Origin of the sequence: Streptomyces sp. NRRL F-5122, from assembly GCF_001507435.1 — a bacterium.
In the GTDB taxonomy this organism is placed as follows: domain Bacteria; phylum Actinomycetota; class Actinomycetes; order Streptomycetales; family Streptomycetaceae; genus Streptomyces; species Streptomyces lannensis.
Window position 1 is genome coordinate 77,072 of the sequence record NZ_LMWH01000081.1, and the last position, 19,698, is coordinate 96,769.

19 protein-coding genes are annotated in these 19,698 nt (G+C 72.5%); 13 read left to right on the forward strand and 6 right to left on the reverse strand.

Annotated features, from left to right (window positions below; all coding sequences use genetic code 11):
* The first annotated feature begins 103 nt into the window (after positions 1 to 103).
* The 4 genes from ADL25_RS11085 (at position 104) to ADL25_RS11100 (ending at position 3,242) form a co-directional block, all read left to right on the forward strand.
* On the forward strand, positions 104 to 658 hold the full coding sequence (locus ADL25_RS11085; protein WP_059127501.1) for a DUF5134 domain-containing protein: 555 nt from the start codon (positions 104 to 106) through the stop codon (positions 656 to 658).
* Positions 659 to 820: 162 nt separating this feature from the next.
* Entirely contained in the window at positions 821 to 1,756 is a 936-nt protein-coding gene (locus tag ADL25_RS11090; RefSeq protein ID WP_059127502.1) for a M56 family metallopeptidase, read from the forward strand.
* Positions 1,757 to 1,803: 47 nt separating this feature from the next.
* The gene (locus ADL25_RS11095) at positions 1,804 to 2,511 is read left to right on the forward strand and encodes a phosphatase PAP2 family protein (RefSeq protein ID WP_059127503.1); all 708 of its coding nucleotides are present in this window, start codon (positions 1,804 to 1,806) and stop codon (positions 2,509 to 2,511) included.
* A 32-nt stretch (positions 2,512 to 2,543) separates the two neighbouring features.
* Entirely contained in the window at positions 2,544 to 3,242 is a 699-nt protein-coding gene (locus ADL25_RS11100) for an HAD family hydrolase (RefSeq protein WP_059127504.1), read from the forward strand.
* Positions 3,243 to 3,260: 18 nt separating this feature from the next.
* On the opposite strand, the gene ADL25_RS11105 is transcribed toward ADL25_RS11100, so the two are convergent.
* Together ADL25_RS11105 and ADL25_RS11110 are read right to left on the reverse strand one after the other, a co-directional pair.
* Entirely contained in the window at positions 3,261 to 3,506 is a 246-nt protein-coding gene (locus tag ADL25_RS11105; RefSeq protein WP_059127505.1) for a DUF2630 family protein, read from the reverse strand.
* A gap of 44 nt (positions 3,507 to 3,550) precedes the next feature.
* Complete coding sequence (locus ADL25_RS11110) at positions 3,551 to 4,174, reverse strand: TetR family transcriptional regulator (RefSeq protein ID WP_059127506.1); 624 nt, start codon at positions 4,172 to 4,174, stop codon at positions 3,551 to 3,553.
* A gap of 72 nt (positions 4,175 to 4,246) precedes the next feature.
* Here ADL25_RS11110 and ADL25_RS11115 point away from each other — a divergent pair, with 72 nt between their 5' ends.
* Positions 4,247 to 4,939, forward strand: a complete 693-nt coding sequence (locus ADL25_RS11115) for an NAD(P)-dependent oxidoreductase (RefSeq protein ID WP_059127507.1) — start codon at positions 4,247 to 4,249, stop codon at positions 4,937 to 4,939.
* A gap of 130 nt (positions 4,940 to 5,069) precedes the next feature.
* Entirely contained in the window at positions 5,070 to 5,768 is a 699-nt protein-coding gene (locus ADL25_RS11120) for a TetR/AcrR family transcriptional regulator (RefSeq protein ID WP_059127508.1), read from the forward strand.
* Between the two features lie 33 nt (positions 5,769 to 5,801).
* Here ADL25_RS11120 and ADL25_RS11125 read toward each other — a convergent pair whose 3' ends face one another.
* Positions 5,802 to 6,416: a DUF6214 family protein gene (locus ADL25_RS11125; protein ID WP_319114638.1), complete on the reverse strand. Its 615-nt coding sequence runs from the start codon at positions 6,414 to 6,416 to the stop codon at positions 5,802 to 5,804.
* A 70-nt stretch (positions 6,417 to 6,486) separates the two neighbouring features.
* Here ADL25_RS11125 and ADL25_RS11130 point away from each other — a divergent pair, with 70 nt between their 5' ends.
* The 3 genes from ADL25_RS11130 to ADL25_RS11140 all read left to right on the forward strand — a co-directional run bounded on the left by ADL25_RS11130 (position 6,487) and on the right by ADL25_RS11140 (position 11,721).
* Positions 6,487 to 7,830, forward strand: coding sequence for an FAD-dependent oxidoreductase (locus ADL25_RS11130; protein WP_059127510.1), 1,344 nt, complete (start codon positions 6,487 to 6,489; stop codon positions 7,828 to 7,830).
* A gap of 67 nt (positions 7,831 to 7,897) precedes the next feature.
* On the forward strand, positions 7,898 to 9,259 hold the full coding sequence (locus ADL25_RS11135) for a nucleobase:cation symporter-2 family protein (RefSeq protein WP_059127511.1): 1,362 nt from the start codon (positions 7,898 to 7,900) through the stop codon (positions 9,257 to 9,259).
* A gap of 416 nt (positions 9,260 to 9,675) precedes the next feature.
* Positions 9,676 to 11,721 (forward strand): HEAT repeat domain-containing protein, encoded by a 2,046-nt coding sequence (locus tag ADL25_RS11140; protein WP_059127512.1) that lies wholly within the window; start codon positions 9,676 to 9,678, stop codon positions 11,719 to 11,721.
* A 239-nt stretch (positions 11,722 to 11,960) separates the two neighbouring features.
* On the opposite strand, the gene ADL25_RS11145 is transcribed toward ADL25_RS11140, so the two are convergent.
* Positions 11,961 to 12,545: a hypothetical protein gene (locus ADL25_RS11145; protein WP_234380873.1), complete on the reverse strand. Its 585-nt coding sequence runs from the start codon at positions 12,543 to 12,545 to the stop codon at positions 11,961 to 11,963.
* Positions 12,546 to 12,827: 282 nt separating this feature from the next.
* On the opposite strand from ADL25_RS11145, the gene ADL25_RS11150 reads away from it, so the two are divergent.
* The 3 genes from ADL25_RS11150 to ADL25_RS11160 all read left to right on the forward strand — a co-directional run bounded on the left by ADL25_RS11150 (position 12,828) and on the right by ADL25_RS11160 (position 16,182).
* Positions 12,828 to 13,913 carry a WD40/YVTN/BNR-like repeat-containing protein gene (locus ADL25_RS11150; RefSeq protein WP_059127603.1) on the forward strand — a complete coding sequence of 362 codons (1,086 nt, stop codon included), beginning with the start codon at positions 12,828 to 12,830 and terminating at the stop codon, positions 13,911 to 13,913.
* 166 nt (positions 13,914 to 14,079) lie between these two features.
* A complete protein-coding gene (locus ADL25_RS11155; protein ID WP_059127513.1) occupies positions 14,080 to 14,757 on the forward strand; it encodes a uracil-DNA glycosylase in 678 nt (225 codons plus the stop codon).
* 501 nt (positions 14,758 to 15,258) lie between these two features.
* Positions 15,259 to 16,182, forward strand: a complete 924-nt coding sequence (locus ADL25_RS11160) for a sirohydrochlorin chelatase (RefSeq protein ID WP_107116570.1) — start codon at positions 15,259 to 15,261, stop codon at positions 16,180 to 16,182.
* A 174-nt stretch (positions 16,183 to 16,356) separates the two neighbouring features.
* Here the strand turns inward: ADL25_RS11160 and ADL25_RS11165 are convergent, their stop codons facing one another.
* Positions 16,357 to 17,382: a lactonase family protein gene (locus ADL25_RS11165; protein ID WP_059127515.1), complete on the reverse strand. Its 1,026-nt coding sequence runs from the start codon at positions 17,380 to 17,382 to the stop codon at positions 16,357 to 16,359.
* Positions 17,383 to 17,484: 102 nt separating this feature from the next.
* Positions 17,485 to 18,975, reverse strand: a complete 1,491-nt coding sequence (locus ADL25_RS11170; RefSeq protein ID WP_059127604.1) for an FUSC family protein — start codon at positions 18,973 to 18,975, stop codon at positions 17,485 to 17,487.
* A gap of 229 nt (positions 18,976 to 19,204) precedes the next feature.
* Here ADL25_RS11170 and ADL25_RS11175 point away from each other — a divergent pair, with 229 nt between their 5' ends.
* The gene (locus tag ADL25_RS11175; RefSeq protein WP_059127516.1) at positions 19,205 to 19,681 is read left to right on the forward strand and encodes an Lrp/AsnC family transcriptional regulator; all 477 of its coding nucleotides are present in this window, start codon (positions 19,205 to 19,207) and stop codon (positions 19,679 to 19,681) included.
* Positions 19,682 to 19,698: the final 17 nt, after the last annotated feature.

The window sequence follows — 19,698 nt, forward strand, 5'->3', positions numbered from 1 at the left end:
GCTTTCGCGCGCTCCCCCTCGTACCCCTGTGCGCTCGCTTGCGCACCGTCGGTGAAGGGCATGCCCCCTGCGACCGTCCGAGACGTCGAGCAGGAGGTGCGCCGTGCACGGACCGGCTTCGCCCGGCTGGCTGCTCGTCGCGCTGTGTGCGGCGACCGGGGCCTACTGTCTGCTGCGCATGCGCAGCTCCGTCGAGGAACAGCGCCGTGCCGCGGGCGGCGAGGCGCTGATGGGGTTCGGGATGGCGGTGATGGCCGTACCCGCGGCGGTCGTCGCGCCACCCCGCTGGGCTTGGACGGCCTATCTGGTGGTCTTCGCGGGCGCTGCCGTGCGGGCGCTGTGGACGGCCCGCAGGAGCACTCACCATCTGCACCATCTGGTGGGCGCGTTCGCGATGGTCTACATGGCGGCGGCGATGACCGCCTCTCCCGGGCACCACATGCACGCCGGTCACGGAGGTCTTGCGCCGCTCACCGGCGTGCTCCTGCTCTATTTCGCGGGGTACGTGCTGTGGTCCGGGGTGCGGCTCGTACCGGTCACCACCGTGGCCGCCGCCGCGGGTGCGCGGACCGTCGGCTGGGGAGACCGGCCGGAGTTGGCGCGCGTATGCCGGCTGTCCATGGCCCTCGCCATGGTGGCGATGCTCCTCACGCTCTGACCCCCGGCGCGGTCGCATGCGACCGCGCCGGACGGCTCCATCGTGCTCCGTGGCGGGTACCGCCGCCGGCGCCCCGGCCGCCCTGCGGCAAACCGTGGCGTGCGTCACTTTGCCGCGGCAGTACGTATCCCGTCGCGACACCCGGCTCATAGGCTTCGGCCCATGATGGTCCCCGCGGCACTGCTGCTGCTCGGCGCCCTGACCGCCGTTCTCGCCCCGCGGCTGCTCGCCCGGGCGGACTGGCCGGACCGGGAACCGGTGGTCGCCCTGTGGATGTGGCAGTGCGTGGTGGCGGCCGTGCTGGCCTGCTGCGTGCTGTCGATGACGCTGAGCGCGGCGGCCGCCTGGGAGGCAGTACGGGGCCATGTGTTCGCCCCGGCGCCGCACGCGGTGGTGGACGCCTATGCGCTGGGCACCGGGAGCGGATGGGCGGCGACCACAGCCGTGGCCCTGGCCTGTGGCGGGGCGTGGACCGCGGCGATGCTGGTCCGGGAGGTCGCCCGCGCGCGGGCCCGGCGCCGGCAGAGCCGCGCCGAACTGCTCGTCCGGGCCCCGCTGTTGCCCGGCGAGGAACCCGACACCGACCGGCTGGTGGTCCTGGAGGGAGAGCGCCCCGATGCCTGGTGGCTGTCCGGGGCAACGCCCCGACTGGTCGTCACCACGGCCGCATTGCGCCGGCTGAAGGGGAGGCAGCTGGACGCCGTGCTCGCCCATGAACAGGGGCATGCGCGGGCCCGGCACGACTGGCTGCTGCACTCATCCGCCGCACTGGCCAACGGGTTTCCCCAGGTGCCCGTGTTCGCCGCGTTCCGCGACGAGATGCACCGGCTCGTCGAACTCGCCGCCGACGACATGGCATCCCGCCGCCACGGCCGCCTCACCACCGCTCTGGCACTGGTGGAACTCAACGAAGACCGTGGCGTGTTCGGGCCCTGCCCGACTCCGCAGGCCCATGTGCCGCAGCGCGTCCACCGTCTGCTCACTCCTCCCGACCGGCTGCCGCCCGCACACAGGCTCCGGCTGACGGCGACCGCCGCGCTCGTGCCCGTGATCCCGGTGCTGGTGGCCTTCGTCCCGGGGTTGCGGGCGCTGGGATAGCCGTTGCGCGTTGGCCCGGTCCCCCTCATGTCGGCGAGGATCGGTTCATGCACCTCGCGCACGTCGACTCGCCGCCGCACCGGTCGAGCCCCCGGGTCGCGGTATTCGCCGCCGCGGCCCTGGCCGTCGCGTCGCTGACACTGCTGTTGCTGGTCGCGCTCTCCTGGTACCCGTTGACGGCGCTGGACGGCGGCATCTCGCGCAGCCTGCACCGCTCGGCTGTCGCCCACCAAGGGACCACCCGCGCGTTCCGCATCCTGACGGACTGGGTCTGGGACCCGGCGACCATGCGCCTCCTGGCCGCGGCCACGGTCCTCTGGCTGCTGTGGCGGCTACGGGACGCGCGGACGGCCCTGTGGGTGGCCGCCACCTGCGTGCTGGCCGCGCTCGTGCAGAACGCCTTCAAGGTCCTGGTGGGCCGGGCGCGTCCCGTGTGGCCCGATCCGGTGGACTCCGCCCGCGGATCGGCCTTCCCGTCCGGTCATGCGATGACGGCGACCGCGGTGTGCGGCCTGCTGCTGTGGCTCCTGCACCGGTACGGCACCGGGGGCGCGACACGGCTCATGGCGTGGGCGGCGGCGGTGGTCTCCGTCGTCGGAGTGGGCCTGAGCAGGGTCTGGCTGGGCGTGCACTGGCCCTCGGACGTCGTCGGCGGCTGGCTGCTCGGGGCCCTGATGGTCGCGCTCGCGGTGGCGTCGTACGAGCGGTGGGGCCGGGGTGAGGAGGAGCCCGCGGCACCGGCGGAGCCGTCTTGACCTCGAGGGCCGCGTCGCGAAGGATCGCACCCATGGCGATCAAAGGCGTGCTCTTCGACTTCTCCGGCACCCTCTTCCGCATCGAGTCGACCGAGTCCTGGCTGCGTGCGGTGCTGGCCGAAGCCGGTGCGGCACTGCCCGAGACCGAGGTCGTGCGCGCGGCGGACCGGTTGGAGGCCGCTGGCGCACTGGCCGGAGGCGCCCCACCCGAGGATCCCCTGCCGGCCGACCTCGCCGCGCTCTGGGCGGTACGGGACCGCAGCGCCGAGGAGCACCGGGCCGCCTACACGGGCCTCTCCCTCCGTGTGCCGCTGCCCGACCCGGGCCTCCATGACGCGCTGTACGACCGCCACATGACGCCCGCGGCCTGGCGGCCCTACCCCGACACGGTCGAGGTGCTGGCCGCCCTGCGCGAGCGCGGTGTCGCCATCGGCGTGGTCAGCAACATCGGCTGGGATCTGCGGCCGGTCTTCCGGGAGCACGGCGTCGACCACTACGTCGACGCATACGTGCTGTCGTACGAGCACGGTGTGCAGAAACCCGACACCCGGCTGTTCGCCCTGGCCTGCGACGCGCTCGGCGTCGCGCCCGAGGACACGCTCATGGTCGGCGACAGCCGCCACGCGGACGGTGGCGCGGCGGACCTGGGCTGCGCGGTCCACTTCGTCGACCACCGTCCGGTGGCCGAACGACCGGACGGGCTCCGTCCGGTCCTCGGCCTGATCGGCTGAGGCGGGACTCCCGCTTCCTCAGCCCTGGTAGCCCTCGACCTGCGACGCCGGGCGGACGCGGGCGTCGTCCGGGTTCTCGCCGAACTCGGACTTCGCGCGGCGCTGGCGCAGCAGATCCCAGCACTGGTCCAACGCGCGTTCGATCTCGGCGAGTCGTTCGTGCTCCGTCTCGCTGTCGATCCGGCCGGACGATACCGCCTCGCGCAGACCGCGCTCCTCGTCCACCATCGCCGTGATCCTGGCCAGGATCTGCTCATCAGCCATGTGTGTTACGCCTCCTCGGGACTCGTGCCCACTCTAGGGACGGATCAGTGGCTCTGCGACACCTGGGCCGACGGCCTCGCCGCGCGGGGACGGCCGTGCAGGGCGGCGCGCAGCGGCGGTCCCAGGATCCGCCGGACGTCCGCCGCCTCCAGCGCGGTCACGGGGCCCAGCGGATTCAGATAGCGCGTGAAGATCAGGCCGCCGATCACCGCCACCGCGGCCGTGGCGCGGTCCGTGGCGTCGCGGCCGCCGAGATGGTCCGCGATCCGGCCGAGGACCTCCCGCTCGAGGAACTCGCGGAACACCCGCATCACGTCCTCGTCCCGCAGAGCCGTGCCGTCCATGGCGGCGAACCCGGCACCCGACGGGTCCTCCCACAGCGAGGTGACGGCGTCCAGAAGCCGATCCGCGAGTCCCGCGGGATCGCCGCCCAGGGCGCTGACGATCGCGTTCGACCGGCCGCAGCGCAAATTCATCGACTCACCGAACAGCCCCTGCTTCGAACCGAAGTGGTAGCCGATGAGCGCCACGTCGACATCGGCCTCGGCCGCGACCGCGCGCAGCGTCGTGCCCTGGTAGCCGCGCTCCAGGAACAGGTCCCGGGCAGCACCGGCGATGCGGGCCTTGGTGGCGGGGCGGCCGGGTGGACGACCGCGTGTTTTATTCATCAGCGTTGAATATCCCGGCCCCGAGCGCGAGTGTCAAGGGACGAGCAGACCATCGACCCGAGGAGACACGTCATGCACATCGTCGTTTTCGGAGCGGGCGGACCCACCGGGCGTGAACTGGTCGCCCAGGCGCTGGCGGACGGCAACGAGGTGACCGCGGTGACCCGCCGGCCGCATCCGACCGCCCCGCGCGCGGGCCTGACCGTCGTAGACGCCGACGCCACCGACCCGGACGCGGTCGACGCCGTGGTGGAGGGCGCCGACGCCGTACTGTCCGCGCTGGGGGTCCGGCCGGGACGGGCACCGGTGACCCTCTACTCGGCATCGGCACGGACCATCACCGAGGCGATGGGGCGCCACGGTGTGAAGCGGCTGGTGGCGGTCACCTCCAGCGCCCTGGACCCGGACTGGCGGCCCAGCGGGGCCTTCTTCTTCAACCATGTGCTGGACCCGTATGTGAACCGGGTGCTCGCCCGGACCGCGCACGACGACATGCGCCGCATGGAGGCCGTGCTGCGGCAGAGCCCGCTGGACTGGACGGTCGCCCGGCCGTCCGGACTCTTCGACCATCCGGAGCCGACCCGCTACAGGGTCGCGCAGGACAGCGCGGACGGTGTGTTCACGGCCCGGGCCGACCTTGCGGCGGCCATGCTGCGGGAGGTGGTCGACCGGCGCTTCGTACGCGGGGCGATGGGCGTCGTCACGAAGGACGTGAAGCCGAGCGTGCCGCGGATGATCTGGCGCGAGGCCGTGCGCAAACGGTGACCTCGGCGCCGCCCTGGACCATCCCCCGTGTGGCCCAGGGCAGACGCCGACCCCGGACTCTTCCGACGGAAACGGGTCCGGGATGCGCTGAGTATAGTTGGCTGACAACCAGTCAACGCAGGAGTCCAGGATGTCGCCGCGCAGCGCCTCGGTCAATGAAGAATTGCGGAGACGTTCCCGCGAGCGGCTTCTGCAGGCCGCGATCGAACTGGTCGGCGAGCGCGGCTACGAGGCGACGACGTTGGGCGACATCGCCGACCGGGCGGGTTCCGCCCGGGGTCTGGTCTCCTACTACTTTCCGGGCAAGCGGCAACTCCTGCAGTCGGCGGTGCACCGGGTGATGCACCGCACCCTGGAGGAGGCGCTGGAGCGCGAGCCGCGCACCGACGACGGCCGGGAGAGGATGGCGCGGGCGGTCGACGCGATCCTCGGCCTCACCGTGCACCACGCCGTGCTGATGCGCCAGCACATGGCGGGGATGCTGCACGCCGAGGGGTTCGTGCAGTGCCCCGAGCAGCAGCGGCTGGCGCAACTGCTGCGGGACACCGTCACCCGGCACGGTTCGGCGAACACCGACACCGACTATCCGATGCTGCGCGCACTGCTCATGGGCGCGGTCTACGCGGCGCTGATACCGGGCGCTCCGATGCCGCTGCCGGTGCTGCGCGCCGAGCTGTTCGAGCGGTACGGACTCGACTGGGAGATGGGCACACCACCGCCTCCCGAAGGACCGGACGGGCGGCACGACACCGGCCTCTCGAGGTTCTTCGCGACGGAGAGCCGGCACCCGGAGGCGACCGAACTCCCCAAGCAGCCCGGCCCGGCATGAACGTTCCTGTACACACTGCGGCAAAAGCACCTGTCAGCAGCGCACATGACGCGGCGGCAGGAACCCGGCGTCCCTGGCCCCCGCGATCAGCTTGAGCGATCTGCGCCGGCTGCGCCCGGTCGCCCGCATCACCGCGCACACCGGGTCGACGCCCTCCCGACGGGCGGCCAGATACTCCTCGGCCACGAAGCGCAAGCCCTCGACACCGCGCGGCATGGCCGGCCGGTCGCGGCACGCGGACGTCCCGCCGGGTTCGTCCTCGCGTTCCGGCGCCATCCCGCAGGCCTCGAGCAGCGGTTCCTCGATCCAGTCGACGACGGCCGCCAGGTCGTCGAACGTCAACGGCGGCTGGGACCGCACCTCCTCGATCCCCACACACCCACCCGACGCCACGGCGAGCACATCGATCCACCCTCCGTCGGGCAGGTCGAGCCGCACGGCGAACCACGTCGTGACGTCTCCGTGCTCCCGCACTTCCCACGCGGGACATACGGATACCGCCCCATCCGACTGGAAGTGATCGGAAAATTCCTGAAAGGACACTTCGAGCACACAACGCAACGTATGCGCGTCATCACATACGATGCGAAAGCCACGCACGGCAGGAGCGCGCACCGCACCCCGTCGGCCCAGCGCCGCACCGTTCACCCCTCCCTTCATGCCGCGCGCGGTGCAATGCTGGAGCCACCAGCGATCTCCTCAGCGAGGGAGTTCCGCCGTGCTGCATGTCGCCGTCGTCGGCTCCGGGCCGAGCGGGGTCTACACCGCCCAGAGCCTTGTCCAGCAGGATCCGCAGGTGCGCGTCGACGTCCTGGACCGGCTGCCCTGCCCGTACGGCCTCGTGCGCTACGGAGTGGCACCGGACCACGAGAAGATCAAGTCGCTGCAGAACAACCTGCGCACCGTCATGGAGCACGAACGGGTCAGATTCCTCGGCGGCGTCCAGGTCGGACCGGGCGGGGTGTCGCCGGCCCGGCTGCGCGAGCACTACCACGCGGTGGTCTACTGCGTCGGCGCCGCGACCGACCGGCACCTCGGCATCCCCGGCGAGGAACTGCCCGGCAGCTGGTCGGCGACCGAATTCGTGTCCTGGTACAGCGCGCACCCCGACTCCCTCACCGACGGGTTCGTGCTCGGCGCGCGCACGGCGGTGGTGATCGGCGTCGGAAACGTCGCGGTCGACGTGACCCGGATCCTGTCCCGCCAGGTGCCCGAGCTCAGCCCCACCGACATGCCGCAGGCGGCACTGGCCGCGCTGGGCGACAGCAAGGTGGCAGAGGTCCACATGGTGGGGCGGCGCGGTCCCTCGCAGGCCCGGTTCACCACCAAGGAACTGCGCGAGCTCGGCTCCCTGCCCGACACCGAGGTGGTCGTGGACGAGGCCGAGCTGGCGCTCGACCCGGCATACGCCGACCCCACCGGACTGCCGGCGGCCCAGCGGCGCAATGTCGAGGTGCTGCGCGGCTGGGCCGCCGCACCGCCGCGGGGTGCCCCGCGGCGGATCCGGCTGCGCTTCTTCCTGCGTCCGGTCGAACTGCTCGCCGACGGCGGCCGGGTGGGGGCCGTGCGCTTCGAGCGGACACTGCCCGACGGACAGGGAGGCGTCACGGGCAGCGGGCGGTACGAGGACATCGAGGCCCAGCTGGTGCTGCGCTCGGTCGGCTACCGCGGAGTGCCGTTGGAGGGTCTCCCGTTCGAGACGGCGACGGGCACGGTGCCGCACCGGGCGGGGCGCGTGCTGCGTGACGGCGAGGTCTCCCCGGGCGAGTACGTGGCCGGCTGGATCAAGCGGGGCCCGACGGGCGTCATCGGAACGAACCGGCCGTGTGCGAAGGAGACCGTGACGTCGCTGCTCGAGGACGCCCCCGGTCTCATGCGGCGCGAGGTCCCCGAGGACGCGCTGCCGGCCCTGAAGGCGGACGGGCTCGCCCCTGTCGACTGGACGGGGTGGCTGGCGATCGAGCGGGCCGAGGCGGAGCTCGGGGCGTCGCTGGGCCGGTCCGTGGTGAAGCTCCCGGACTGGCGGTCCCTGATGGCCGCGGCGCGCGGAGACGCGCGCTGAAGCGGCGGTACCCGGCGGCCGCCACTGGGGCGTCGAGGACCGGTTCGAGCGGCCCGCGGTCCCGCCCATGACCATCTCCGTGCACCCGGTCGACGAGGTCCCGCCCCTGCGCCGACTCGCCGTCTTCGGCTTCCAGCACGTCCTCGCCATGTACGCCGGTGCCGTCGCGGTTCCGCTGATCGTGGGCGGCGCGATGAAGCTGTCGGCCGCCGACCTGGCCTACCTGATCATGGCGGACCTGCTGGTGTGCGGAGTGGCCACGCTCATCCAGTGCGTCGGCTTCCGGCGTTTCGGCGCACGGCTGCCGATCGTGCAGGGCTGCACCTTCGCCGCCGTCCCCCCGATGGTGCTGATCGGGACGACGGGCGGTGGGCTGCCCGCGATCTACGGCTCGGTGATCGTGTCGGGGTGCGCGATCATGCTGCTCGCGCCCGTCTTCGGCGGGCTGCTGCACTTCTTCCCGCCGCTCGTCACCGGGACGGTGATCCTGATCATCGGCCTCTCCCTGTTGCCCGTGGCGGGCAACTGGGTCGCGGGCGGTCAGGGCTCGAAGGACTTCGGGGAACCGGGGAACCTGGCTCTGGCGGCCTTCGTGCTGGTCGTGGTGCTCGGGGTGCAGCGGTTCGCACCGGCGTTCCCGAGCCGGATCGCGGTGCTGATCGGCATCGCGGTGGGGCTCGCGGTCGCGGTGCCGTTGGGGTTCACCGACTTCGGCGGTGTCCGCGATGCCGACTGGGTCGGGATCAGCACGCCCTTCCACTTCGGCACGCCTGTCTTCCGCGCCTCGGCGATCGTGTCGATGCTCGTGGTGGCACTGGTGACGATGACGGAGACGACCGGCGATCTGATCGCGGTCGGTGAGCTGACCGGGCGGAGGACCGAGCCCCGATCGCTCGCGGACGGCCTGCGGGCCGACGGGCTCTCCACCGTTCTGGGCGGCGTGTTCAACACCTTCCCGTACACGGCCTACGCCCAGAACGTCGGTCTCATCGGCATGACCCGGGTGCGCAGCCGATGGGTGGTGGCGACGTCCGGCGGCATGCTCGTGGTGCTGGGGCTGCTGCCCAAGCTCGGCGCGGTGGTCGCGGCGATTCCGGCACCGGTGCTGGGCGGTGCGGGTCTGGTCATGTTCGGAACGGTCGCCGCCAGTGGGCTGCGGACGCTCGCGGAGGTGGACCTGAAGGCCGGCCACAACGTGACCGTGGTGGCAGTCTCGCTCGCGGTCGGCATGCTGCCGGTCGGTGTGCCGACGGTGTACGAGCGCTTCCCCGACTGGTTCCGGACGGTGATGAACAGCGGGATCAGCGCAGGCTCCCTGACGGCGATCGCGTTGAACCTGCTCTTCAACCACCGTCCTACGAGAGCGGGTTCGGGTGCCCCCGAGGCGTGCAGGGGCACGGGACACGGCGAAGTCGCCGACCGGCCCTAGGTGGCACCGCCCCGAGGTCCGGGGGCCGAGCCCGAGCGGCCGTTGCGTTCCGGGAGCCGAACACGCCGTTCCCTGGGCTCGCACGGTGACGATTTCCGGCCGTCCCGACCCGGGGACGGTGTGGGGCGGACACCGCCGCCACCCGTCCGCGGCGGTACGTCCGAGCGGATGAGCGCCTGACGTGATCGGCGGGACGCCGCGGACCGAGCAGATCGAACCCGAGCGGCGGGCGGCACCCGCGCCGCTCGTGAGCGTCCGCGCAGCTGCGGGCACCTGTCGCTCCGTTCCCGGCACGATTGTCGCAACGCGTGTCCGAACAGGGGCAGGACTCGGCTCGCTTCGGCGGATTCCGGGCGTGACTGTCAGTGGGGTGATACACACTCACGACCGGCTGCTGACTTACGGGGAGGAGCGCCGTGTTCATCGGAATCGACGAGGTCGACTGGGCCTCCATGGAACATGCCTACGGAAGTGCCGAGGACGTGCCCATGCTGCTGCGGGGACTGCTCTCGGAACTTCCGGACGAGCGGGAGAGAGCGCTCGACGGCATGTACGGCGCCGTGCACCACCAGGGGGATGTGTACGACTCGACACTCGCCTGCATCCCCTTCCTGTTCGACGTCGTGGGCCAGGCCGGACTGCCCGATCGCGGAAGCGTCGTGGAACTGCTGGCGAGCATCGGCGGGACTGACCTCGAGGACGAGGACTTCCCCGACGACCCGGACGCGGACCGGCCGGACAACTACGCGATGGCCCGTGCGGCGGTGCGAGCGGGCGCCGAGGTCTTCTTCGGCCTGACTGAGGACGCCGATCCCGAGGTGCGGCGGGCGGCGGCACACGCGGTGGTGCGGTTCGCCGACGGCCCGGCACGGGTGTTCACCGTGCTGCACAGGCGCGTCGAGCGGGAGGCGGACGACAGCGTGAAGACGGCGTTGATCGAGGCTCTCGGGTGCTTCGCACGGCTTCACCCCGCGTCGCCGCTGCCCGCCGTGGATCTCCTGCACGATTTGTACGGGACACTGACCGACCCGGGACTGCGACTGGCCGCACTGGGCCAACTGGCCGGCCGCGCTCCCGAACGGCTGCCGAAGGACCTGGTGCCGACGGTCGTCGCACTGCTGCGGGAGAGACCCCGAGTGGCACGCGCCCTCCGGGCGGACGACCGCCCGGAGACCGACACGCTCGTCGGCCGGCTCCGGCGGCTGCGTCCGGCGGACGAGGAGGGCTCCCGGCTGCTGCGCACGCTGCACGCCGCGCTCGGCGGCCGCACCGCCGAGCGGATCGCCCTGCTGAGCGGCCAGTTGACGAGTCCGGACGCGGCCGACCGGTGCAATGCGGTGTGGATGTCGGCCGGGCTGTTCCGCGAGTGGCGTGGCACGTACGAGGAACCGGTCGCGCTGATCGGCGACCAGCTCGCCGCCGACGACGCGCGGTTGCGGGAGGCGGCGGTCTCCGTCCTGGAGGACCTCTTCGAGCTGGCGGCGCCGGCGGCCGACCGGCTCGCTGCGCTGGTGACCGCCGACCCCGAGTGCTGGGTGCGGCGCTGGGAGCACGGAGCACCCACCCTCGGCGGTCCGCTGAAGGCGCTCGCACGCACCGGGGATCCTCGCGCGGTACCGGCCCTGGCCGCGGTGCTCGGGCAGGAGACCGTTCCGCACGACCTGGGGTACGTGGTGGCGCATCTGGGTCCCGAGGCCGCCGGGCTCGCCGGTCCCCTGCGCGCCCGTCTGAGGCGCGTCCCGCTGGACTCCCCCGACGTGTGCGGTCACGCCGGGACGACCCTGCACGCGCTCGCGCTGCTGCGCGATCCGGCCGCGCTGCCGGAGGTACTCCGTCTGCTGCACGAAGTGCCCGGCGACCTGCCGCGGCGCGAGGCGCTCACGGAATCGGCCATACGTGTCCTGGACGCCCTGGGGGCACCCGAGGCGATCCCTGTGCTGCGCGGACTGCTGGACGGAGAGTGCGCGGTGACGGCAGCCGCCGCGCTGTGGTCGGCCGAGGGGGACCCCGAAGCCGTTCTTCCCGTGCTGGCCCGGGAGTTGCGGTCCGGACGTCCGCATCGCCGGCGGGCGGCCGTCGAGACGCTGGGACGCATGGGCGCTCAGGCTCGGTCGCTGGTGCCGGAGCTGAGCGTCATGACGAGGTCCGACGAAGTGTGGCAGCGTACGGCGGCCGCGTGCGCCCTGTGGCGTGTCACGGGCGATCCGGACCCCGTCCTGCCCGTGTTGCGTGCCGCCTGGGAGGACAATCCGTACACACGCGGCACGATCGCCGAGTGCCTCGCCGGAATGGGACCGGCCGGCCGGCCGGTCCACGATCTGCTGCACACGGAGGTGGCCGCTCCGCGTCGGCACCGGGCACGAACCGGCGGATACGGCAGCCATGACGTCCTGGAGGACGAACGGCTGCTGCGCGCCTGCCGGGAGGCACTGAGCGCGGACCGGATGCTGCGGCAGATCTGACGGCGTCGGCAGCGGCAGGGCCCACGTGACCGTGTCCCGGGCGCCCCCGGTTCGGGACGCGCGGGACACGGCGGAGTACGGGCCCTGCCGTCCGTGCATCGCGAGAAGGCGGCGGCGCTCCGCTCGAGGAGGTACCGCGGGTGCGAGCCGCCGCGCGGGAGGCCCGCCGAACTCGCCGCGGGACCCGTCGATCGCCGTGTTCGCGGGGCGAGTCCGGCGGTGGCTCGCCCCGGCGGGGATCAGCCCGTCTTCCGCCCCCAGGTCGACCCGAACCGCGCCCAGGCCGCGTCCCACTGCGCCATGCGCCGCCGCTCCAGACCGTCGCGGGCGATGCGCCCGCCCAGGATCGGAACGGCCGCCGCGCCCGCCCCCATCATCAAGCCGACCATGGCCGCGCGCACATGCGCCGCGGACGCCGTAGGGGGCTGTGTCACCAGGAAGCCGTCGCGATCCGACCAGACGGTGACGGCGGTGCCCGTCGAACTTCCGGCGGCCACCCGCGCCTGGCCGAGGTGGAACGCCCCGTCCTCTCCCCTCCAGCGCACGTCAGCCCACACCGGGCCGGCGCCGGCCGCTCTCGGCGCGTCCTCGGCGAGCAGGGCCACCACCGGACGCCACTCGGCCCGTTCCCGGGCCAGGCCGCGCTCCACCGTGTGCGCCGCCGCAGTCCCCGCCAGCACTCCCCCGGTCACGGTCGCGGCCCAGACCGCCAACACGATCCAGGCCTCCAGAGCATCGCTGCGGCGCCGCAGCGGATTGCGGCGCCACCGCCACCACCACACCCCGGAACCGCGGAACGCCGTCATCGATGGCAACCACCTCATCGATGGCATCCTCCTCACGCACGGACACCCCCCGACCGCACTTCCATACGCGTGCCGGACGCCCGCTGCTCAGCCGGCGTCCCACCGGTCCGCGGCGCGACGGCGGTCGGGGCACCCGGTCACGGATCGCCGCGGCCAGCCCCACGAACCCCGGCGCACGTCGCTCCACAAGGCGGCAACACGGCCGCCGACCTGCGAGGACAAGCGGTCCGAGGGTGTCTGTCACTGCCGGGGTGCAGACTGGCCCCTGTCTGGAACACCGGCGTTTCGGAGGTGGTCGGCATGGCCGACGTACTGCTCACCGTAGGCACGCGCAAGGGACTCTTCATCGGGCGACGGCAAGGCGGTGCCTGGGAGTTCGACGAGAGTCCGTACTTCAACGCACAGGCGGTCTACTCGGTCGCCATCGACACCCGGGGCGACACCCCGCGTCTGCTGGCCGGCGGGGACAGCGCGCACTGGGGGCCCTCCGTCTTCCACTCCGACGACCTGGGCCGCACCTGGACCGAGCCGACGCGACCCGCCGTCAAGTTCCCGAAGGACACCGGCGCCTCACTGGAGCGGGTGTGGCAACTGCACCCGGCGGCAGCGGAGCCGGACGTGGTCTACGCGGGTACGGAACCGGCGGCGCTGTACCGCTCCGAGGACCGCGGCGAGACCTTCAGCCTCGTGCGCCCTCTGTGGGAGCACCCGACGCGCGACAAGTGGGTGCCGGGCGGCGGTGGCGAAGGGCTGCACACCGTGGTCACCGACCGGCGGGACCCGAAGGCACTGACGGTCGCCGTCTCGACGGCCGGGGTGTTCCGCAGCGGGGACGGGGGCGCGAGCTGGAAGCCGTCCAACTCCGGTGTCTCCGCGGTTTTCCTGCCGGATCCGAACCCGGAGTTCGGCCAGTGCGTGCACAAGGTCGCCCAGGATGCCGCGACCCCGGACCGGATGTATCTGCAGAACCACTGGGGGGTGTACAGAAGCGACGACGCGGGCGCCCACTGGACGGACATCGGCGCGGGTCTGCCGTCGACGTTCGGGTTCGCCGCGGCCGCACATCCGCACCGCGGGGACACGGCGTACGTCTTCCCCATCACCGCCGACGCGGACCGCGTTCCGGCCGGACGGCGGTGCCGGGTCTTCCGTACGGAGGACGCGGGCAAGAGCTGGGAGCCGCTGTCCGCGGGGCTTCCGGACGAGGACCACTACGGCACGGTGCTGCGCGACGCCCTGTGCACGGACGACGCGGACCCGGCGGGCGTCTACTTCGGCAATCGCAACGGCGAGTTGTACGCGTCCGCGAACGACGGTGACACCTGGCAGCGGCTGGCATCGCACCTCCCGGACGTGCTGTGTGTACGGGCGGCGGTGATCTCCTGATCCGGCGGAGGCCTCGGCAGGAGGTAACCAGGCCCGGCCCGGGGAGGGACGACTTCCGGTCAAGTACGAGCGCGGTCACCCCTGTTCGTCAACCGGACGGTCGTTCCCGGTCACTCTCGGACCACCCGGTGATCACGACGGTCCGCACGGCAGTAGGGTGACGCCCGTGGCACCACGACCGTTGCATGAGATCGTCGAACCCGGCTGGGCGAAGGCCCTCGAACCCGTCGCCGGACGAATCGCCGAGATGGGGGACTTCCTCCGTACCGAGATCGCCGCGGGGCGCACCTACCTCCCGGCGGGTCCCCATGTCCTGCGCGCCTTCCAGCAGCCCTTCGACGAGGTTCGCGTCCTGATCGTCGGGCAGGATCCGTACCCCACACCGGGGCACGCCGTGGGCCTGTCGTTCTCCGTCGCCCCGGAGGTACGGCCGCTCCCCGGCAGCCTGATCAACATCTTCCGGGAGCTCAACACCGACCTTGGGCTGCCGCAGCCGTCCAACGGCGATCTCACCCCCTGGACCCAGCAGGGCGTGCTGTTGCTCAACAGGGCGCTCACCACTGCCCCGCGCCGTCCCGCCGCGCACCGGGGCAAGGGCTGGGAGGAGGTCACCGAGCAGGCGATACGAGCGCTGGCCGGGCGCGGAAAGCCGCTGGTGTCTGTTCTGTGGGGACGCGACGCACGCAATCTGCGGCCACTGCTCGGAGATCTGCCGTCGATCGAGTCGGCGCACCCGTCGCCGATGTCGGCGGACCGGGGCTTCTTCGGTTCACGCCCGTTCAGCCGGGCCAACGACCTGCTGATCGGACAGGGTGGGCAGCCTGTGGACTGGCGTCTGCCATGACAGGGCCGGCCCCTCTGGACGACCGGGCGGTCGGCACACGGGGCCCAGCACCGACATCCGTACGATCTGCACCCGAGATGCCGGGACATCGCTTGCCCTGCGACGCAACTCCCTGAAGGAGAAGGCGGCTTGGATACGGCGGGCGCCGCCAAGGTGAAGGCCGCCATGCTCGACGGCGGTCGGTCCGCTCCCGGGACGCATTCGGGCCGCGTCCCGGCGGACGGCGACCCGCCGGCCCTGATCCGCGCCGATCGCACTCGCACTCATGTCCGGTGAACTCGAACTCACCTACGTCAGGAGCCCCCTTTCCGGTGCGGACGACAGCGGAGACCGATACTCCCTGCCGTAACGGGGAAGTTGTTCCCGATGAACGGAGGAGAAGTCACGCCGTATCGACCACTTCTGCTCCGTACGTAACGCATCAGACAAAACCGGACGGAAACCGCTCACCTGCACCCTCCCCGAACAGGGGAGCCCACAAATTGAGTAGCATGCGGCGCCATGAGCTCCCCCACTGGCCCCGCATCCGGCCTGCCTGTACGAATGCCGCGACCCCGCCAGCCGGGTCGGCACCGCCGCCCGGAACCGCTGGCGGCTCCCGAGGGCGCGCCCGCGCTCGTCCTCGCGGTGCCCGGCAAGCCCAGCGCCGCCACGCGCAGCCTCGCCGAGGAGGTCGTGAGCATCGCGCGTTCCGAGCTGCCCGGCCTTGACGCCCGCATCGGGTATCTGGACGGGGACGACTCCGAGTTCCCCACGGTGCAGTCCGTTCTCGTGAAGACCGCCGAGGAGCGCACCGCTCGTTACGAGCAGGCCCTCGCCGCCGGCGCGGAGGCCAAGGAGCCGGACGGCCCCGTCGCCGTGGTGGTGCCCCTGCTGGCCGGCCCGGACAGCGCGCTGCTGCGCCGGATCCGCCAGGCCGTCATGGACAGCCGCATCGCGGCCGACCTGACCGACGCCCTCGGCCCGCACCCGCTGCTAGCCGAGGCGCTGCACGTGCGCCTGTCCGAGGCGGGCCTCGCCCGTGCCGACCGTGCCCGGCTGTTCACGGTGGCGACCGCTGCGGACGGCATCATCCTCGCCTCCGTCGGGGGCGACGAGGCCGTACAGGCAGCCGGTATCACGGGCATGCTGCTGGCCGCACGGCTCGCCGTGCCGGTGATGGCGGCGGCGCTGGACGAGGAGGGCTCGATCGCGGCCGTGGCGGAGCAGCTGCGCGCCTCCGGCTCTCAGCAGCTGGCGCTCGCGCCGTACCTCATCGGACCGGAGCTGGAGTCCGGGCTGCTGGACGCTGCGGCGAAGGAGGCGGACTGCGCCACGGCGGAGGCGCTCGGCCCGTACCCGGCGATCGGCAAGCTGGCGCTCTCCAAGTACACGTCGGCGCTGGGCATCGCCCCGCAGCAGCCGCAGGGCACTCCGGTCCACTGAACCCGGTCGGACCGCGTCCGTTGCCCACGCAAGGGCCCGCTCCCCTCAGGAAGTCGGGCCCTTCGTCCTACCGGAGTCGCGCCCGTGCACACAGCGCACGCCGGCGGGGCGCACCCCCGCCTCCGACGCCGTGTGCGGCTCCGGGACGGCCCGACCGCACCGTTCCGGGCGGAGTTAGCCGAAGACGACGCAGGAGGCCGCCGGTGCCTCCACGGAGCCCCGCCGTCGCGGCACGCCCGACGCGGGGTCCACGGCGAACCAGCTCACGTCCCCCGACCGTTCGTTGGCGACGTACAGGTAACCCGCCGCCAGGGTGATCGCGCGCGGCCAGACACCCCCGCACGGCACCGTGTCAGGCCGGCCTAGCGACTCGCCCTCGACGGTAAGCACGGACAGTACGTCCTGCCCACGCGTCGCGGTCCACACAAAGCGTCCGTCGGGCGAGACGACGATCCCGGACGGGTAGGCGTCGCCCACGGGCTCGTCCGGCAGCACGGGCATCTCACCGGCCGGCTCGAGCGTTCCCGCCGCGGCGTCCCAGCGGCAGACGGTGACGGTGGGGGCCAGTTCGTTGAGGACGTAGGCGCGCTCACCGTCCGGATGGAAGGCCAGGTGGCGCGGCCCGGATCCGGGACGCAGCACGGTCTCGTGATGCAGCGTGAGGGCGTCGCCCCGCAACGCGCACACCCGCACGGAGTCCGTGCCGAGGTCGACGCTGACGATCCACCGGCCGCTCGGATCGGGCTGCACCTGATGGGCGTGCGCCGACTGCTGCCGGTCCACGACCGGGCCCGAGCCCTCGTGCCGGAGCACGGCGGCGGCACCGTCCACGAAGGCGCCGTCGCCGCGCAACGGCAGCGCGGTGATGCTGCCGGAACCGTAGTTGGCGGTCAGTACGTGTCCGGCGTGCACGCTCAGATGCGTGGGTTCGCTCCCCGCCACGGAGACGGGTGTGCCCATGAGAACGGGTCCCTCCCCGTCGACGCGGTACGCCGCCACCGCCCCGTCGGCCGTCTCGCTGACGGCGTACAGCACGGTGCCCGACAGTGCGAGGTAGGAGGGATCGGGCACCACGTCCACGGCGCCCAGAAGGCGCAGCGCCCCGCTGTCCGGATCCACGGCCGCCGTGAGGACACCCCGCCCTCCCGCCGCCGTGAACGAGCCGATGTACGCCCTCCGCCGCCCGCCGTCGTCCGCCACTGACGTCCCCTCTCGCCGACACTCTGCGGGAGAAGGTAGCAGCAGGTCTAGACCAAAAGGGAGCGGTGGGTGCAGGGAGCGCCGTGCTCCTCCTGGCCGGTGTCAGGCCTGCGCGAGGGAGGAGCCCCGTAGCGGAGTGGCCAGGGCCACGAGCGCGCGCTCCAGGTCGTGGAGATGGCCGAGGGCCTGTTCGGCGCCCGGATGATGGCCGGGTGCGCCGTTCTGGGACGGCCTTGCGGCGCGCTCGGGGACGGCGCCGAGCAGTGCCTCCACCGCCGTCTCGACACGGCGGCAGGCGGCCGTGAGCCTGGCGTCGTGCGAGGCGTCGGGATCGGCGGCGACGGCGACGAGTCCGCGCGTCTGACGGGCGCACTCGTCCAGCAGGGCGAGCACCTGAAGTGCCCGCGCCTTGCGCGCCCGGAGCGGGTTCAGCGGGTGCACCAGCGGCGCCAGGGCGAGGCGCGCACGCCCCAGAAGCACTTCGAGCTCCGCCGCGCGGGCCGCCGGTTCCGAGGCGGCATCACCCGCGAGCCGCCGGGTAGCCGCCGCGGTGCAGTCGTGCACCGCGTGCAGGGCACGGCGCACCCAGTGGTCGGTGACCGTGTGGGTGGTGACCGGCAGCACGAGGGCGACCGCGAGCGCGGCTCCGAGCGCCCCCACGCCCGTCTCCACGAGACGCAGCCCGAGGAGCCCCGGGTGCAGGACCCCCAGGAGGCCGTAGAGCAGCCCCGCCATCACGGTGACGAAGAACATCATCCAGCTGTACGACGGCGCAGCCGTGTAGAAGATCCCGAACACGCAGACGGCGATGAGCGCAGCCGTCGGAACCGGCGCACCGTGCAGTGGGATGGCGATCACCAGTCCCGCCGCGATACCGGCCACCGTGCCGACGACACGCCTGACACCGCGCACGAGCGTCTCACCGCGCGAGGCGGTGTTCACGAAGATCCACCATGCGGCGCCGACCGCCCAGTACCACCGGTCGTGCGAGACCACCTGGCCGACGGCGGCGGCGAAGGCGCAGGCGGCCGTCGCCTGGAAGGCCTGCCGGGTGGCGGGCCGGCCGAGGCCCTGTCCTGCCGGCGGTGCGGGCGCGGCGGGCAGCGGCCTGCGGCGCTCGATGCACCACACACCGAACCGGACCGCGAAGGCTGTGGCGAGCGACAGTCCCACTGCCGCGTACAACTGCGGGATCCGGTCCGGCACGGCGTGCAGGAACTGGGCGACGAAGAACATCATGAATGCGAAGATGCCGAGCGCATGGCCGCGCGCCCCCCAGCGGCGGGCGTACACGCCGGCGAAGACGACCGCCAGCCAGACCGCGTCCCGCACCGTGGGAACACGGTGCAGGAACGACGCGAGCGCGAGGACCGGGAGGCCGACGACGGGCATCAGCGCGGTGGTCAGGGCCTGATCCCGCACGGGGGGATCGGCGACCGTGAACAGCGCGAGGAGTGCGGCAAGCCCGCCGGTGATCGAGGCGGGCAGGGATAGCCCGGCGCTCTCGCACACGGCCACGGCCAGGCCGATCCCGAGCACCGCGCGCAGCGAGATCCGCAACCGGAACAGCCCCGGATCGGGAGCCGAGAACATCTTCTTCACGGTCGGAAGTCCGCCCCCCTACTGGTCGACGCCGGCGCCGGAACATGGAAAGGCGCCGCGGGCACGGATTCCGGCTTCGTCACCGGTCCTGCGCTGCGCGGCGCCATTGATACCAACAAGGAAAACATCTGGAGGACGATGACTCAAGCGACATGTCCTTCAGTGGGCCATTGGTACAGTCGAGCGAAATGCATGGGTACGCGGAGGAGGCCAACGGACCATGGCCGTGGACGAACTCGACACCCGCATCCTGCGGCTGCTGCTCGAACAGCCGCGCACCAGTGTCCGCGAGTACGCACGCACCCTCGGCATCGCCCGCGGCACCCTCGTGGCGCGGCTCGACCGTCTGGAGCGCGACGGGGTGATCACCGGTACGGCGCCCTCCCTGTCCCCCGCCGCCCTCGGGCATCCCGTGCTCGCCTTCGTGCACGTCGAGGTCACCCAGGGTCACCTGGACGACGTGGGTGACGCCCTCGCGGCCGTGCCCGAGATCGTCGAGGCGTTCTCGATCACCGGCGGCGGGGATCTGATGACCCGGGTCGTGGCGCGGAACAACGAGCACCTGGAAGACGTCATCCAGACCCTGATCAGCCTGCCCGGTGTGGTGCGCACCCGTACGGAGGTGGCGCTGCGCGAGCGTGTACCGCACCGTGTGCTGCCGCTGGTCGAGTCGATCGGCCGTACGACCGCGCGGTGATCCGCCCGGTGCGGAGC

Excerpts from the sequence above, each read along its gene's own strand:
- ADL25_RS11150 (WP_059127603.1), top strand. The coding sequence starts at position 12,828 with ATGGCCGACGTACTGCTCACCGTAGGCACGCGCAAGGGACTCTTCATC.
- ADL25_RS11090 (WP_059127502.1), top strand. The coding sequence starts at position 821 with ATGATGGTCCCCGCGGCACTGCTGCTGCTCGGCGCCCTGACCGCCGTT.
- ADL25_RS11175 (WP_059127516.1), top strand. The coding sequence starts at position 19,205 with ATGGCCGTGGACGAACTCGACACCCGCATCCTGCGGCTGCTGCTCGAA.
- ADL25_RS11145 (WP_234380873.1), bottom strand. The coding sequence starts at position 12,545 with ATGAGGTGGTTGCCATCGATGACGGCGTTCCGCGGTTCCGGGGTGTGG.
- ADL25_RS11095 (WP_059127503.1), top strand. The coding sequence starts at position 1,804 with ATGCACCTCGCGCACGTCGACTCGCCGCCGCACCGGTCGAGCCCCCGG.
- ADL25_RS11100 (WP_059127504.1), top strand. The coding sequence starts at position 2,544 with ATGGCGATCAAAGGCGTGCTCTTCGACTTCTCCGGCACCCTCTTCCGC.
- ADL25_RS11120 (WP_059127508.1), top strand. The coding sequence starts at position 5,070 with ATGTCGCCGCGCAGCGCCTCGGTCAATGAAGAATTGCGGAGACGTTCC.
- ADL25_RS11170 (WP_059127604.1), bottom strand. The coding sequence starts at position 18,975 with ATGTTCTCGGCTCCCGATCCGGGGCTGTTCCGGTTGCGGATCTCGCTG.
- ADL25_RS11115 (WP_059127507.1), top strand. The coding sequence starts at position 4,247 with ATGCACATCGTCGTTTTCGGAGCGGGCGGACCCACCGGGCGTGAACTG.
- ADL25_RS11135 (WP_059127511.1), top strand. The coding sequence starts at position 7,898 with ATGACCATCTCCGTGCACCCGGTCGACGAGGTCCCGCCCCTGCGCCGA.
- ADL25_RS11110 (WP_059127506.1), bottom strand. The coding sequence starts at position 4,174 with ATGAATAAAACACGCGGTCGTCCACCCGGCCGCCCCGCCACCAAGGCC.
- ADL25_RS11105 (WP_059127505.1), bottom strand. The coding sequence starts at position 3,506 with ATGGCTGATGAGCAGATCCTGGCCAGGATCACGGCGATGGTGGACGAG.
- ADL25_RS11160 (WP_107116570.1), top strand. The coding sequence starts at position 15,259 with ATGAGCTCCCCCACTGGCCCCGCATCCGGCCTGCCTGTACGAATGCCG.